The following is a 15,803-nucleotide window of genomic DNA, read 5'->3' on the forward strand; positions in this document are numbered from 1 at the left end:
ATTCACTCCATCCCTTCATATGCTGCTTTCAGATTTTTTGAGATTTTTTCCTGGCTGTTCATCAGATCTGCGAATTCCTCCGAGGACACCCCCTCAAACATCACCCGGACAAACTCGGCCTGCACAAGATGTCCCCGTTCTACAACACTCTGCCCTTCCTTTGTCAGGCGCAGATGGACATTCCGCTTCCGGCCGGGCTGCTTTTCCAAAAATCCTCTCCTGCATAAAGCTTCTATGGCGATGGACACATGGGATTTGGGAAACATTCCAATCTCTGCTATGTCCCGGGCCGTGTCAAAATCCGGATAATTCGCCAGGAACATGATGATATCCATTTCCCTGACCGTAAGCCTATATTTTCGGCACAGACCGCCCATCATTTTCTCATATACTTTTTTCCGGTAACGGCTGGCCATTAGTATTTCAATCGCAGACTGCATAAGCATCACCTCATGGTTCAAAAAAGAACTATAAGGACAATTATACCCATATTAAAATATTTGTCAACTTTGTGTGTCTCCACACGGATGGTTTTCATTCCATTGGAAGTTCAGGAAAGCCTTCCTATGGAATAAAGAAGCTTCCGGCACATAATCTGCGATGCCAGAAGCCTTCTTTTATTCTATGCCAGATATTCCTTTAATAACTCAAGGATCACGTCTATGTCTTCCCGTTCCACACCGGCGTTGGTCACCATCCGGAAAAGCCCTCCGTCCTCCGGGTTGGTCTTTATTCCCCTTTGCAGAAGCCATGACGGAAGCCCTTTCCTGATTTCCTCTTCCCTGTCTATCCGGAAAAAGACCATGTTGATCTGCACCGCATCCTTTTCACAGTGGATGCCCGGAATTTTGTTCAGTCCCTCTGCCAGATATCTGGCGTTCTCGTGATCAAAATGCAGGCGTTTCGGCATTTCCCGAATCGCGATCAGGCCCGGGGCCGCCAGCACCCCCGCCTGCCGCATGCCGCCGCCCAGCAGTTTCCGGTTCTTCCTGGCTTTGGCGATTAACTCTTTCTTACCCGCCAGGACACTCCCTATCGGAGCGCAGAGTCCTTTGGAAAGACAGCAGGATACAGAATCCACATACTGCGTGATTTCCTTTACATCGACCTTCAGAGCCACAGCCGCGTTGAAGCACCGGGCACCGTCCATATGGACCGGTATCCCATGGCGTCCTGCCATCTCATAAATCTGCCTCATATTCTCCACCGGCACTGCCCTGCCATTTGCCAGAGCATTTTCCAGACAGATCAATGCCGTCTCTGGACAGTGGATATCCTCTCCGCGGATGGCCCTCTCGATTTGGCCGCAGTCCGGAATCCCGTCCTTAAAATGCAGCGTACGCATGTTAGCCCCGGAAAGCACTGCGACCGCTCCCACCTCATGCTCATAGATATGCGCCATATCACTGACGATGATCTCATTTCCCCGATTCGTCCAGCTCATGATCGCCGCCTGATTACACTGGGTCCCGCTTGGAAAAAACAAAGCCGCCTCCTTGCCCAGGATCTCAGCCGCCGTCCGCTCCAGTTCATTCACGGTCGGATCGTCGCCATATACATCGTCGCCCACCGGGCACTCCGCCATGGCTTTCCTCATCTCTTCTGTCGGCACGGTCACCGTGTCGCTCCTCACATCCATCATTTTCATCTTTCTCTCCTCCTGTTTTTTATAAAACCGGGGCTCATTGGCCATCCCGCATCACTTCATTCAAATACCGGTACACCGATGACTCGGAAATCTGCAGCCACTCGGAAACGACCGGTACGCTTCCTTTCAGCCCAAAGCATCCTCTGTCATAAAGCTCTTTTACGAACCTGCGCTTCTCAGCGGCTTTCAGCCGCTCCGGCGGAAGCGGGAACTGTTCGCTGACATTCTCAAAGGTCTGCGCTAACAATGCTTCCCTGGATACGGTGAAATTTTCCGACACGCAGGGCACAGAAGCTGGTTCGGCTCCTGTTTCTCCTTCTATCATGATCAAGGCGTCCAGTGCCTCCCGGGCGGATAAGAACGCCGAGACATCAATATTGATACAAAGCATCCCGACAATCTCACGGCCTTCCCGGATAAAATAAGTGCTGCTCCGGTATGTGGCCGGACTTCCTTTCGTCCTGCCCACATAGTTGACTACAAAAGGCTGGTCCACATAGGATTTATTGTGCAGGACCATCAACGCCATATCTGTGATCGCGTCTCCCGCCTTTCGTCCCGTGAGGGTATGGCTGCTGACTGCGACGACTGAATGGTTCAGATCGCTCAGATCGTGCAGGATGACCTCGCAGTTCCTTCCGATGACCTGCGCGATATATTCCACCATTGGTATATATTGTTCCACTGTCCCGTTCATCTTGACCTTTCTTTCAAACGTATTATATTTATTATAGTTTATAATACTATACCAGCACCGTCAACGGATTTATCCGAAAATTAATAATTTTTTATTGTAAATCAGTAATTTTTTATTGATTTCTTTACCGGCATATGATACATTCAAACCATAAGATATCGGTCTGAATTTCTTTACTGAAAGGAGTTGATTCTCAATGAATCCAAACGTTTCCTTGTCCGCTTTCCGCCTCCAGAGAGCCGTGTCCGTATGTAGTCTTCATTCTCTGGAGCTTCTGGTCGCTTCCCTCCCTGAGAACGTGGAATACCTGTCCGGTTTTTTCCCAGTCAGTGTATCCGCGCTGTATTCCGCTGAGGCCTATCTGGTATTTAAGCCGTCCACCGGTGAAAAGGCGCTGATAACCTCCGCGGCGGACGCTCCTACCTTAACGGAGCTTGGTTTCGAAGGAACCCTGTTTCCCGTCGGGAGCTTCTGCTTCCGCTATGAAGACGGAGATCCTGTCTCTGATTTTGTCAGGGAACAGCTGAAGACCCGCTATGCCTCGGTCTCCGACGCACTGGCATCCGCGATCACCGCACTTGGGTTTTCCAGAGGGCGGATCGCGATGGACGAAAGCCGAATGCCGATCGGCACCTGGAACCAAGTCAGAAAAGCTTTTCCGAACGCAGATTTTATAGAAGGCGCCCCCGTCTTCCGTCAGATTAAATATATCAAGCATCCGGACGAAGTCGCACTGATAAAAAAATCCACCAATATCACGGAGACTTCCTTTCAAAGACTTCTGCCGCTCATCCGGCGGGGGATCAGCGAAGAAGAAATGTGCCAGGCCTTTTATGAAGGGGTCATGGCCCAAGGAGCAGTGCCTTATTTCTGTACGGCCACGGTCGACAGGCGTTCCGCTTTTGTGGATACCTATAACCATCCTCTTTCCACGGTGAAGGAAGGCTCTGTCATCCGGTTTGACTTTGGATGTATTTATAAGGGATTCCGTTCCGATATCGCCCGAACGGTCGTAGCCGGAGAAAACGAAAAAGCCGCCCGCTATTACAGCGGTATTCTGGAAGGGGAAGAAGCGGCCATTTCCGCCCTTCACCCGGGCGTTACAGCCGGTGAAATCTTTGATACGGCCGTAGCGGCCGTCCGTAAGACCATCCCCCACTATGACCGGCACCACTGCGGGCACGGTATCGGGCTGGCCTGTTATGATCTGCCTTCGATATGTCCCGGAAGTGACGTCCCGATCGAAAAGGACATGGTGCTGTGCATTGAGACCCCATACTACGAACTCGGCTGGGGCGGCGTCCAAGTGGAAGATACTGTCCTTGTGACGGGAGAGAGCGCCGAGTATCTGACAGAATCGTCCCGTGAATTAATCTATGTGGAGGTATAAAAATGACATTTTTCACAAAGAAAACCGTATGTGTAGCCTGTGGGCACGAGGTTTCCGGAGACGAGATCTTCGAGGGCTGCCCCAAATGCAAGGAGAGGGGCATCTCTGCCAATCTCTCCACCAAATATGACTTCAGCGGCTACAGCCAGAAAGAACTAAAAGATATCTACTACAATGCGCCGAAAGCGAAAGGGCTGTGGACTCACCGCGCGTTCCTCCCCATTGACGACGATATAGAACCTGTCTCCATCGGAGAGGGCAATACGCCGTTAATCCACTGCAAGTCCCTCGGAAAAGCACTCGGACTTAAAAACCTGTACATAAAAAATGAATCGCAGAACCCCACCTGGTCCTATAAGGACCGTCTGGCTGCGGTAGGTGTGACCAGGGCAAAGCAGGAAAAGGCCGTGGCCGTCACAGTTTCTTCCACCGGAAATCACGGTGCCGCCACAGCCGCCATGTGCGCCGCCGCGGGCATCCCATGTGTTGTATTCACTGTAGCCCAGGTCCCCCAGACCATGAAGACTCTGATGCAGTCCTATGGAGCCAGTGTCATCGTCACTCCTACCATGGAGGACCGCTGGATTCTCAGCAAAAAATGTGTAAAAGAAAAGAACTGGTATCCGCTGACCGGATTCCTGAACCCTTCCATCGGCAGCAATCCTTATGGCGTCGACGGCTACAAGACCATAACCTTTGAGATCTTTGATGAGCTGGGAGAACTGCCCGACTACATTTCCGTGCCGTGCGCCCACTCTGACGGACTATATGGAATCTGGAAAGGCGCCAAAGATCTGGTGGAAACCGGAATCACGGAAAAACAGACGCGCATGGTCGCCGCGGAGGTCTACGGTTCCCTGAAAAAATCCCTGGAGCTCCATTCCGAAGGCACCGTCGCCGTACCGACGGACGGCTGGAGCGTATCCTTCTCCATCGGAGGCGGGAAAGCCACCCATCAGGGCTACATGGCTTTAAAAGAATCCAAGGGCCTCGCCCACTACAGCAGCGATCCGGAAACTATGGAAATGCAGCTTCTCCTCGGCAGGCATGAAGGCATCTATGCAGAGGCTTCCTCGGTCACTTCCCTTGTGGTGATAAAAAAACTGGTCGATGAAGGCAAAATCGATCCCAACGCGAAAATAGTCGCTATCATCACCTCCAGCGGGCTAAAAGACCCGGCCACTACAGCCGGATATCTTCCGGAGGTTCCCGTCATTAAGCCAGAAATCGGCTCATTAAAGGAAGCTTTGGAAAAATATTATCATGTGGATCTCCTTTGATCTCAAAAACTGTTCATGATAAATCCGTCAGAACGGCCGCCCCTTCCCGGACGGCCGTTTGATTTCCTATGTTCATAGCCGGCCGGCGCCTGACATTCCACCCAGCACGCGCCGCATATCCTCCGGCAGCGGAGCGGAAAAATCCATCTCCTCTCCGGTGATGGGATGCCTAAAAGCCAGACGGGCCGAATGGAGCGCCTGCCTGCCGATATGTTCCATATCCGGGTTATAAAGATAATCCCCGATCAGCGGAAAACCCAGATACTTCATATGGATTCGGATCTGATGTGTCCTTCCGGTCTCCAGCCGCAGGGAAACCAGACTGTGTCCGTTTCTCACCTCCAGCAGCCGGTAGTGGGTAACTGCCGTTTCCCCGTTTTTAAAATCCACTTCTCGTTCTATGATGGAACCCGGTTTACGTGAGAGAGGAGCTACGATGGTACCCTCCGGGGGGTCCACCCGGCCGCGCACAAGCGCCAGATATTCCCGGTGTATCTCCCGCCGGACAGCCATGGAAGACAGTATGCCCGAGCTGAGCATATGCTTGGCTATCACCGTCAGCCCTGAAGTATCGCGGTCCAGCCGGTTGGTGCACCGGAAGATAAATGGCTTTCCCTGCTCTTTGTAATACCAGGCCAAAGCGTTCGCCATTGAATTCGTGTAATTATTCATGGAAGGATGGGTGGGCATGCCGGCCGACTTGTTCACCACCAGAATATCCTCATCTTCGTAGACCAGTTCCACGGGAAGCGGCACCGGTACGATTTTTTCAGAGGATTCCGTCTCGCGGATGTGGACCATGAGCTCATCTCCCGCGGCCAGCCGGCTGTTCATATGACAGCAGGATCCATTCAGCATCACTCCGTCCTGCATTTTTTTTAGCCGGATGAGATTCTGCCTGGAATAACCCCTGCGTTTCAGATATTGTTCTATTTTAAGCTCCGCCTCTTCGGCGGCGATCGTATAAGTCAAAGTACGGTTCATGATCAAATTCTCCAGTATTTTCTGTATCCTATCATACATCATTTCCGGAGACTTTGCAGTATCCGCCTGCTTTTTCTCTGTCTAAAGGACTTCTCCGCCTGATTCAATGACCTTTTTATACCAGAAGAACGATTTCTTCCGCTTTCTTTCCAGCGTCCCGTTTCCTTCGTTGTCCCGGTCCACATAAATAAACCCATATCGTTTCTTCATCTCTCCCGTAGTGAAGGAAACACAGTCAAGGCAGCCCCAGGGGGTATAGCCGATCAGGTCCACGCCGTCTAAAAGAACGGCCTTTTTCATTTCCTCCACATGCGCTTTCAGATACGCGATCCTGTAATCATCCTCAATAATCCCGTCATCGTTCACCTCATCCACGGCGCCGAACCCATTTTCCACAATGAACAGCGGCTTTTGATAGCGTTCATATAAAAGGTTCAGCGCATACCGAAGACCTACAGGGTCGATCTGCCAACCCCAGTCGCTTTTCGGCACGAATGGATTGCTCACGCTGCCCGGGAATCCGTCCAGGCCGTTCCCTTCCCCTGCTTTTCCCGCTTCCACCGCGTTCGTCATATAATAGCTGAAGCCGACATAATCCACGGCCCCTTCCTTCAGGATCTTTTCATCCTCTTTTTCCATGTGGATATGAAATCCTTTGCGTTCCCATTCTTTATAAATATATGACGGATACTCTCCTCTGACCTGCACATCTCCGAACAGATACCGGTCGTGCATGGCTTCCACAGAGTACATCATATCCTCTGGCCGGCAGGAAAAGGGATAGAGAGGAACGAACGCTATCATACAGCCGATCTGAAAATCCGGGTTGATCTCGTGACCCTTCTTGACTGCCAGCGCACTCGCCACCAATTGATGGTGAACCACCTGGTACATACATTCCTCCGGGTTTTCTTCATCCGTGAAAATCACTCCGGAACAACTGTATCCAAACAAGGGATAGAGATAATTTTTCTGATTGTTGATCTCATTAAACGTCATCCAGTACTTGACCTTATGCTTGTACCGCTCCATGACCGTCACAGAATACCGGACAAAAAAATCCACCAGCTTCCTGTCCTTCCATCCGCCATACTGTTTGACGAGATAATACGGCATCTCAAAATGGGATAAGGTCACGACCGGCTGGATTCCATATTTTAAGAGTTCATCAAACAGATCGTCATAAAACTGAAGCCCTGCCTCATTCGGCTCCTGTTCATCCCCTTTCGGAAAAATTCTCGTCCAGGCGATCGAGGTGCGGAAGCATTTGAAGCCCATTTCCGCGAACAGCTTGATATCTTCTTTGTAATGATGGTAAAAATCAGACGCCACATGATTGGGATAATAAAATTCTTCCTTCACTTCTTCTGTTATCTTCCGGTCCACACCATGAGCGCCGGCCGTCAGGACATCCACCACACTGGGGCCTTTGCCGCCCTCATTCCAGGCGCCCTCCACCTGATGGGCCGCCACGGCCCCGCCCCAGAGAAAATCCTCCGGCAGCTTACTTTCACTCTTCATCTGCGCCCTCCAAAAGTGCGGCAGTCATGACTGTTTCCAGCGCTTCTGCCTGTCTGTTGGCCCATATTTCCAGCTTCTTTACATCATCCATATTCGTGATGATAAAGATCACGGTGGAATCATAGCCGGCTTTTTCTATCTGCCTTCTGTCAAATTCAACTAAAAGGTCTCCTTTTCTTACGGTATCACCCGGCTTCACGTAGGTGTGGAAGCCCTTTCCGTCCAGCTTAACCGTATCGATCCCGATGTGGATCAAGGCCTCCAGCCCATTGTCGGCCACCAGGCCCACCGCATGGCCTGTGGGAAACACCGTCTCCGCCCTTCCGTCAAAGGGCGCATATATCTTTCCTTCTTCAGGGAGGATTCCCACGCCCCCGCCCATTGCTCCCGACGCGAATACTTCATCCCTCACTTCTTTTACGGATATCACGCTTCCTTTCGCAGGGCTTCCGATTTTGATCCACGATTCTGTTTCCGTCTCTTCCTGAAAAACGGTCCCTGTTTGTGACGGCTCCTCCGCGATTTCCGCGCCGGCGGCAGACACTTCTTCAAATCCCACCACATAGGTGAGAACCGTACTGAGCAAAAATGCGATCACAATGGAAAGCACAAACCCGGCAAACTGCATCATATGACCGGCTTTAAAATACGCGGGCATTGTCGCGATACCCGGCATATTGTAGCTCCAGGAGACGGCATTGAATGCTCCGGCTACCGCCCCGCCCACCGCTCCGGCTATACAGCCGCAGACCATCGGTCTTTTCAGCCGCAGGTTCACTCCATAAATGGCCGGTTCCGTGATGCCAAACAGACCGGTGACGGATGCGGAGAGGGCAACGCCCTTCATTTCCTTGTCCTTAGTCTTAAGGAATACTCCGAGAGCCGCGCCTGCCTGAGAGAAAACTGCGGACGCCTGCAAACCCGTAAACGTATCGTATCCCAAACTCGCATAGTTTCCGACGGTCACAGGAGTAATCCCCCAGTGTACGCCGAATATCACGAGTACCTCCCATAAGCCGCCGACTATGATTCCGGCCACAATGGGGCTCAATCGGTACAGATAATTATATACTCCGCCAATGGCCCCTCCAATGGCATTTCCAATGGGACCGAAAGCGAGAAGGGTCAGGGGTACCATGATCACAATGGTAAACATGGGGGTGAACAGATTCCTCACCACGACCGGCAGATACCGGTCAAAAAATTTCTGTATATAGGAGGCGATCCATATGGACAGAATGATGGGAATCACGGAAGAAGTATAGCTGAGAAGCTGAACTCTCATGCCCAGAAAATAAATGGTCTCTCCTGCATTCACCATATTTATATAGTCCGGTGAAACCAGCGCACAGGCAATCACGACTGCAATAAAGACGTTGACGCCGAATTTCTTCGCAGCCGTGACGGCGATCAGAACTGGCAAAAAGGTAAACGCTGTCCAGGATATGAAATTCAGGACCTGATAAGTCCCGCCGGCCGTATCGATTGCGTCGAGGGCCACAAAAATCCCTAATATTCCCTGAAGGATACCACACGCCGCCAGCGTATATAAAAACGGCGCAAAAATACTGGATATAATATCTATGATCCGGCTGAATATCCCAACCTTCTTGGCCGGTCCATTTCCCTGGTTTTCTTCAATAGAGACCAGTTCCATCACGTATTGATACGCGTCCTTCACATGATTTCCGATCACCACCTGGAACTGCCCTCCGGCTTCCACAGTCGTGATCACCCCAGGGATCTTCGATATCTTTCCCGCGTCCACGGCGGATTCATCCTTCAAAATAAATCGCAGGCGGGTCGCACAGTGCGTGACGTTCCTAATGTTCCCGTCACCGCCCAGCTCCTCTACCAGCGCCTTTGCTGTTTTCCGATAATCAATAGCCATGCCAGCTATCTCCTCCTATTCTAACTGTATTTCATCTCCGATGCTATGGCCGCAGGCTTGGACAAAAAGGATGAGTGTACACATTTTTGTCCTCTGCTGTTCCTACAAAGTAAGTGTGCCGCCAATATGGGAGTTTTATGTATGCTTTAAATATCTTTACAGATAATAAAATACTCGGAAACCCTAAAGGTCCCGAGTATTTCTAAATATACCTTGCCGCACGAAGTGCGCCTGCCCGTAGGGCATGAATTAAGGGGTGCCCTTGGGTATAATACAAAATACTTTTTGGAATCATTCATAATAAGTTCCGATTAAGCTCCAGTTAGACACCGGCAGAAGTTCCGGACCGTCACGATTCCATCATAAGGCGAGCGCCGCAAAGATCGTAGCTATCTTAATCACCTTGATTTTACAGCGGCGGTAATTCTTCATCTGTTATTTTTGTAATCTGAAAATTTTCCTCCAGGGAAGTTCCCTGATTTTTCAAGGCCTCTAAAATTTCCTCTTGGTTTTTTCTGGCTATAAGATCAGGCAGCGCGAGTACATAAATATACCCTGCAAAATTAAGCAAAAGACAAATTGCAAAAGAATGGATACTGGTATCATAGCCCTTCGCAAATGCCACATTCTGCATTAAATTTGCCATTATGATATCAATAATTACAGCTGCCGCCAATGCACTTATTACTATAACCATTTTCTACTCCCCCTTATTTTAACCATACGAATATTTGTCAAAATCCATGCTTATCAAAGACGGTCTGATCTCCATCACGGAATTGTTTCCGCAGGATTGGAGTCTTATCGATAAATGGACATTCACATTCCTGAAAATTGATTCAAATCAATCCATAAAGCCGGACGGACTCCTGAGGTACTTCTACTATACGTTCCACGTTCATAGATAGACCCATCCGCAGAAACATAAACATAACCAACATTAATTGGAGAACGCAGCCACCACAAACAGGAACCGTCTGAATATGGATACATGCCTTGTTTATTTGTATAAGCTGTCGCTTTGGATATTCTTTCTTCTTTTGTAAGGAAATATTTTTTTGCCTCATCTACACTCAGTAAAAATAACTTATCCGTTGTATTTTCTCCTGCCTCAGTAACATATCCTCTATTAACTTGATTCTTCACGGATACTGACAATATCATTTCTTTCTCATAATCCGCAAAAGCAACATCCAGAAAGTCTTGATTCAGCCAGCTTCGGAGAGTGCTATTTCCCCAATATTCTATTTCATGGTAAACGCTATCAATTTGCTTAAAGTCCAGCACATACTCACTAATAACAAAAATCTTATCGTGATCTCTGTCTAATATTCTCCACTCAATAATCTCCGGCCCATTGTTTAAATCATTATCCTGCTCATAATGACCAAATTGAACATGGCACCCCACCTGTAAAAAATCTTTTCCATACGCAAGTTTTTCGGCGTCTTTATAGTCTCCCAATGACAAAAGGAGCTGCTGTGCTTCCACAAAGTTCCCCTCTCCGCACAAACTCAATGCCTTGTCATAATCCATACCTTTCTGTGCGAGCTCTGCCTCTTCCGCAGAATTTTTATAATCATTTAATTCCAAAAAGATCTCATGAGCTTCTGCATAGTTTCCCGCCTCACTCATTTTTTTAGCATTGTTGTATTTTTCCTCTTTACCCGCAGTTTCTGCTTCCTCTGCAGCTCTTGCAGAGTCCTTATAATTTCCCAGTTCAAGAAACGCCTTCCGAGCCTCTATATATTGTCCCTTATCATAAAATGCTTTGGCCCTGTCATATTCTTCTTCAAGCTGACTGATATGTGCATTTTCCGCCTGCTCCTCTGCATCTTTATAGCCATCCAATGCTAAAAACGCCTCCTGAGCTTCTGAATATTTACCCTCCTCCATAAGCATACAGGCTTCTTTATATGCTCTATCATTCTTTACAGAAGGAACCACTACTCTATTAATAATAATCACTGCCGCAATTATAAAACATACTGTTATTGCAGATACTACTATGACTTTTTTTCTTTTTCTGATCCGAGCTTTTTCAACTGCCGCTTTTTCCTGGGCTGCCTTCTCATCAGCTGCTCTTTTCTCAATTAAAAGCTGTTTTTCCTCTGCCAGCCGAAGTTCCTTTAGCCTTACCAGATTATCAAGATTCAACGCTTTTTGCAGTTCTTCCAAAGAATGGCCACAACGGTGACACATCGGCTCATCCATATAATTATAGGTACCGCAAACACATTGCCATAAATCCTCAAATTCGGCCGGACAAGTAAATCCATCGGTATTTGTCTCCAACCGATACTGTTTGACGAGCTCAATATCCCCCAATTCTTCTATAAGAAGAGAAGGTACAGGAAGTGCTCTCCAATCCTCTTTTGAAGAATTCCAGACACTGTTATCCATAAATGCCACTTCATCAACTGAAGCAGAGAAAGATCTCGCAGATGCCTCAGACAATATGATTGGGGTCTTCTGTCCAAATTCAGTATCACGGCAAACGTCTAAATCAAGATACTGATATACGGCTTCGCCTCCTAAAGGTCTCATGACTACATCAAATGGTATTATTTTTACTTTCACTGCTTTTATTTTTATGGAAACAATGCTCCGCAATTTTAACTGCACCAATACTCTTCCAGTTTTATTATCCTTCAGCAGTGCTCCCGCGGCTATTATAACTGGAGAACTCTGTACATAAAGATTTTCTGGAAGGCTAAAAAGCCTTGTATAACGTTCACTCATATTTTATTTCCTCACCCAATATTATTAATTAATTTTATATCTCATACATTTTTCTCAAACATCATACAAAATACGACTATATTAATAATATAATATCACAATAATTATGATATATCCATTCATAAATTCATAGTTGTGTAAATAAAAATCACAAAACAAAAGCCTCGGAAATATGAATTTCCGAGGCTTCAATCTCACATATATAATCTAATAAATCTCAATTACTCAATGATGGTAGCAACACGGCCTGAACCAACGGTACGTCCGCCTTCACGGATAGCGAAGGTAAGACCCTGCTCCATAGCGATGGGATGAATCAGTTCGATGGTCATCTCCACGTTGTCGCCAGGCATACACATCTCAACACCTTCAGGAAGGTTGCAGACGCCGGTCACATCGGTCGTTCTGAAATAGAACTGAGGTCTGTAGTTATTGAAGAAGGGGGTATGACGGCCGCCTTCATCTTTGGTCAGTACGTATACCTGAGCGGTAAATTTCTTGTGGCAGGTTACGGAACCGGGTTTAGCCAATACCTGGCCTCTTTCGATTTCGTTTCTCTGAACGCCACGAAGCAGAGCGCCAATGTTGTCGCCAGCCTGGCCTTCGTCCAGAAGCTTGTGGAACATCTCAACACCGGTACAAACTACTTTTCTATTCTCATCCTTCAGACCAACGATTTCTACTTCGTCAGACACATGAATCACACCACGCTCTACTCTGCCGGTAGCAACCGTACCACGGCCTGTGATGGAGAAGATATCCTCAACAGGCATCAGGAAAGGCTTGTCAGTCTCACGCTGAGGATCGGGAATGTAGCTGTCTACTGTATCCATCAGCTCCATAATCTTGTCGCCCCAAGGTCCCATGGGATCTTCCAGAGCTTTCAGAGCGGAACCCTTGATGATCGGGCAGTCTGTGAAATCATACTCTTCAAGCTGCTCGGTAACTTCCATCTCAACCAGCTCGATCAGCTCTTCGTCATCTACCATATCGCATTTGTTCAGGAATACGATGATATAAGGTACGCCTACCTGACGGGACAGAAGGATGTGCTCCTTTGTCTGAGCCATAACGCCGTCGGTTGCAGCTACAACCAGGATAGCGCCGTCCATCTGAGCAGCACCGGTGATCATGTTCTTTACATAGTCGGCATGTCCGGGGCAGTCAACGTGCGCATAATGCCTTTTTGCTGTCTGATACTCTACATGAGCGGTAGAAATTGTGATACCACGCTCTCTCTCTTCGGGAGCTTTATCAATATTCTCAAAATCCACTTTCTCATTACCGTCAACTCTCTCTGCCAGAACTCTTGTGATCGCAGCAGTCAGAGTGGTTTTACCATGGTCAACATGTCCGATCGTACCAATGTTACAATGGGGCTTTGATCTGTCAAATTTTGCTTTAGCCATTTTAAAAGTCCTCCTTAAAATTTGCCCTGACGGGCCTCTCATTTTATTTTCTATCTCGTTTCAGTGTTTCATAGCTGAATATCATTATATTGCAAAACCATAGGTTTTTCAAGCCTTATTTGCCTCTTTCGGCAAGAACTTTTTCCTGTACGCTCTTCGGAACCTGCTCATATTTTTCAAAGAACATGGAGTAAGCCGCGCGTCCCTGAGTCTTGGAACGGAGGTCCGTCGCGTAGCCGAACATCTCGGCCAGAGGAACAAAGCCCTTGATCAGCTTGGAACCGTTGACATCTTCAAACGCTTCGATACGTCCGCGGCGGGAGTTGATGTCGCCGATTACGTCACCCATATAATCTTCCGGTGTGGTAACCTCTACTCTCATGATGGGTTCGAGGAGCACCGCTCCGCCTTTCTGCATCGCATCCTTGAACGCCATGGAACCTGCGATCTTGAACGCCATCTCGGAAGAGTCGACCTCATGATAGGACCCGTCATATACGGTAGCCTTGATGCCCAGCACTTCAAATCCGCCTAAGATACCGGACTTGGAAGCCTCCCGGATACCCGCGTCAACAGCGGGAATATATTCCTTGGGAATTGCGCCGCCAACAACCTCAGAAGCAAACTCATAAGTTTTCTCAGAGTTGGCGTCCATGGGCTCGAAACGGACCTTACAATGACCGTACTGGCCGCGGCCGCCGGACTGCTTCGCATATTTGCTGTCAACTTCAACGGTCTTTGTAAATCCTTCTTTATAAGCAACCTGGGGTTTACCTACGTTCGCCTCTACTTTGAATTCACGAAGCAGACGGTCAACGATAATCTCTAGATGCAGCTCGCCCATACCTGCGATGATCGTCTGGCCCGTTTCCTTATTAGTGGAAACGCGGAAGGTGGGATCCTCCTCTGCAAGCTTTGCAAGAGCTTCGCCCATCTTATCCTGACCGGCTTTCGTCTTAGGTTCAATGGCGATATCGATAACGGGCTCGGGGAATTCCATGGATTCCAGGATGACCGGATGCTGTTCGTCACAGATCGTATCACCTGTAGAAGTTATTTTGAATCCCACCGCTGCGGCAATGTCACCGGAATACACCTTCTCCAGCTCCATTCTCTTGTTCGCGTGCATCTGCAGGATACGGCCCACGCGCTCTTTTTTGCCTTTGGTAGCATTGAGCACATAAGAACCGGAATTCATGGTGCCGGAATACACACGGAAGAAGGCCAGCTTGCCCACAAAGGGATCAGCCATGATTTTAAATGCCAGCGCGGCAAAAGGCTCTTCGTCAGAAGAATGTCTTTCGATTTCATTGCCTTCCATGTCGGTTCCCTTGATAGCGGGAATGTCCGTAGGAGCGGGCATATACTCAACAACGGCATCCAGAAGCTTCTGTACACCCTTGTTCCGATACGCTGTTCCGCAAAGAACGGGGATGATCTCCACGGAAATCGTGGCTTTTCTCAAAGCTTTTTTCAAATCCTCGTTGGACGGCTCTTCACCCTCCAGGTATTCCATCATCAGGTCGTCGTCTGTCTCACAGATGGCTTCCACCATGGCGATCCTGTATTCCGCGGCCTTTTCCTTCATATCTTCAGGAATCGCCTCAACCGCGACATCTTCGCCCTTATCGTCATTATAAATATAAGCCTGCATTTCAAACAGGTCGATAACTCCCTTGAAGTCATCTTCTTTCCCGATGGGAAGCTGAACCGGCACTGCGTTGTGGCCGAGACGGGTCTTGATCATCTCTACCGCATTGTAGAAATTCGCACCCATGATATCCATTTTATTGATGAATGCCATTCGGGGCACGTTATACTTATCAGCCTGACGCCATACAGTTTCTGACTGAGGTTCCACACCGCCCTTTGCACAGAACACGCCTACGGCGCCGTCCAGCACACGCAGGGAACGCTCTACCTCAACGGTAAAGTCAACATGTCCGGGAGTATCAATGATATTGATACGGTGCTCCAGAGCACCCGGCATCTTATTGTTTTCTTTTTCCAGAGTCCAGTGGCAGGTGGTGGCTGCGGAGGTAATGGTGATACCTCTCTCCTGTTCCTGCTCCATCCAGTCCATGGTAGCTGTGCCCTCGTGGGTATCGCCAATCTTGTAGTTTACGCCCGTATAGTACAGGATACGTTCTGTCAGAGTGGTCTTACCCGCATCGATATGAGCCATGATACCAATGTTCCTGGTCCTCTCCAATGGATATTCTCTTCCAGCCAAGGGATTTT

General features: G+C 48.6%; 12 protein-coding genes. 2 read left to right on the forward strand and 10 right to left on the reverse strand.

The features are described from left to right. Positions 1-2: 2 nt before the first annotated feature. The 3 genes from H9Q78_RS06240 to H9Q78_RS06250 all read right to left on the reverse strand — a co-directional run bounded on the left by H9Q78_RS06240 (position 3) and on the right by H9Q78_RS06250 (position 2,345). Positions 3-440: a MarR family winged helix-turn-helix transcriptional regulator gene (locus H9Q78_RS06240; RefSeq protein WP_249304348.1), complete on the reverse strand. Its 438-nt coding sequence runs from the start codon at positions 438-440 to the stop codon at positions 3-5. A gap of 182 nt (positions 441-622) precedes the next feature. Beyond that, entirely contained in the window at positions 623-1,648 is a 1,026-nt protein-coding gene (gene ltaE / locus H9Q78_RS06245) for a low-specificity L-threonine aldolase (protein ID WP_249304350.1), read from the reverse strand. Positions 1,649-1,682: 34 nt separating this feature from the next. Continuing rightward, a complete protein-coding gene (locus H9Q78_RS06250) occupies positions 1,683-2,345 on the reverse strand; it encodes a helix-turn-helix transcriptional regulator (RefSeq protein ID WP_249304352.1) in 663 nt (220 codons plus the stop codon). Positions 2,346-2,541: 196 nt separating this feature from the next. Between H9Q78_RS06250 and H9Q78_RS06255 the strand changes: the two genes are divergently transcribed. Together H9Q78_RS06255 and H9Q78_RS06260 are read left to right on the forward strand one after the other, a co-directional pair. Further along, positions 2,542-3,735, forward strand: a complete 1,194-nt coding sequence (locus H9Q78_RS06255; protein ID WP_249304354.1) for a M24 family metallopeptidase — start codon at positions 2,542-2,544, stop codon at positions 3,733-3,735. Positions 3,736-3,737: 2 nt separating this feature from the next. Further along, positions 3,738-5,015 (forward strand): threonine synthase, encoded by a 1,278-nt coding sequence (locus tag H9Q78_RS06260; RefSeq protein WP_249304357.1) that lies wholly within the window; start codon positions 3,738-3,740, stop codon positions 5,013-5,015. A gap of 72 nt (positions 5,016-5,087) precedes the next feature. Here H9Q78_RS06260 and H9Q78_RS06265 read toward each other — a convergent pair whose 3' ends face one another. From H9Q78_RS06265 to fusA, 7 genes are all read right to left on the reverse strand, one after another. Further along, the gene (locus H9Q78_RS06265; protein WP_249304359.1) at positions 5,088-5,999 is read right to left on the reverse strand and encodes an RluA family pseudouridine synthase; all 912 of its coding nucleotides are present in this window, start codon (positions 5,997-5,999) and stop codon (positions 5,088-5,090) included. A gap of 81 nt (positions 6,000-6,080) precedes the next feature. Beyond that, positions 6,081-7,520, reverse strand: coding sequence for a 6-phospho-beta-glucosidase (locus tag H9Q78_RS06270; protein ID WP_249304361.1), 1,440 nt, complete (start codon positions 7,518-7,520; stop codon positions 6,081-6,083). Beyond that, a complete protein-coding gene (locus tag H9Q78_RS06275) occupies positions 7,510-9,411 on the reverse strand; it encodes a beta-glucoside-specific PTS transporter subunit IIABC (protein WP_249304364.1) in 1,902 nt (633 codons plus the stop codon). The genes H9Q78_RS06270 and H9Q78_RS06275 overlap by 11 nt, the downstream gene beginning before the upstream one ends. Positions 9,412-9,820: 409 nt before the next feature. After that, positions 9,821-10,108: a hypothetical protein gene (locus H9Q78_RS06280; protein WP_249304366.1), complete on the reverse strand. Its 288-nt coding sequence runs from the start codon at positions 10,106-10,108 to the stop codon at positions 9,821-9,823. 122 nt (positions 10,109-10,230) lie between these two features. Continuing rightward, a complete protein-coding gene (locus H9Q78_RS06285; protein WP_249304368.1) occupies positions 10,231-12,153 on the reverse strand; it encodes a DUF6273 domain-containing protein in 1,923 nt (640 codons plus the stop codon). A gap of 221 nt (positions 12,154-12,374) precedes the next feature. Next, positions 12,375-13,562 (reverse strand): elongation factor Tu, encoded by a 1,188-nt coding sequence (gene tuf / locus H9Q78_RS06290; protein WP_249304370.1) that lies wholly within the window; start codon positions 13,560-13,562, stop codon positions 12,375-12,377. A gap of 115 nt (positions 13,563-13,677) precedes the next feature. Next, complete coding sequence (fusA, locus tag H9Q78_RS06295) at positions 13,678-15,795, reverse strand: elongation factor G (protein ID WP_249304372.1); 2,118 nt, start codon at positions 15,793-15,795, stop codon at positions 13,678-13,680. Positions 15,796-15,803: the final 8 nt, after the last annotated feature.

It is taken from the genome of Qiania dongpingensis (genome assembly GCF_014337195.1).
Lineage (GTDB): Bacteria > Bacillota > Clostridia > Lachnospirales > Lachnospiraceae > Lientehia > Lientehia dongpingensis.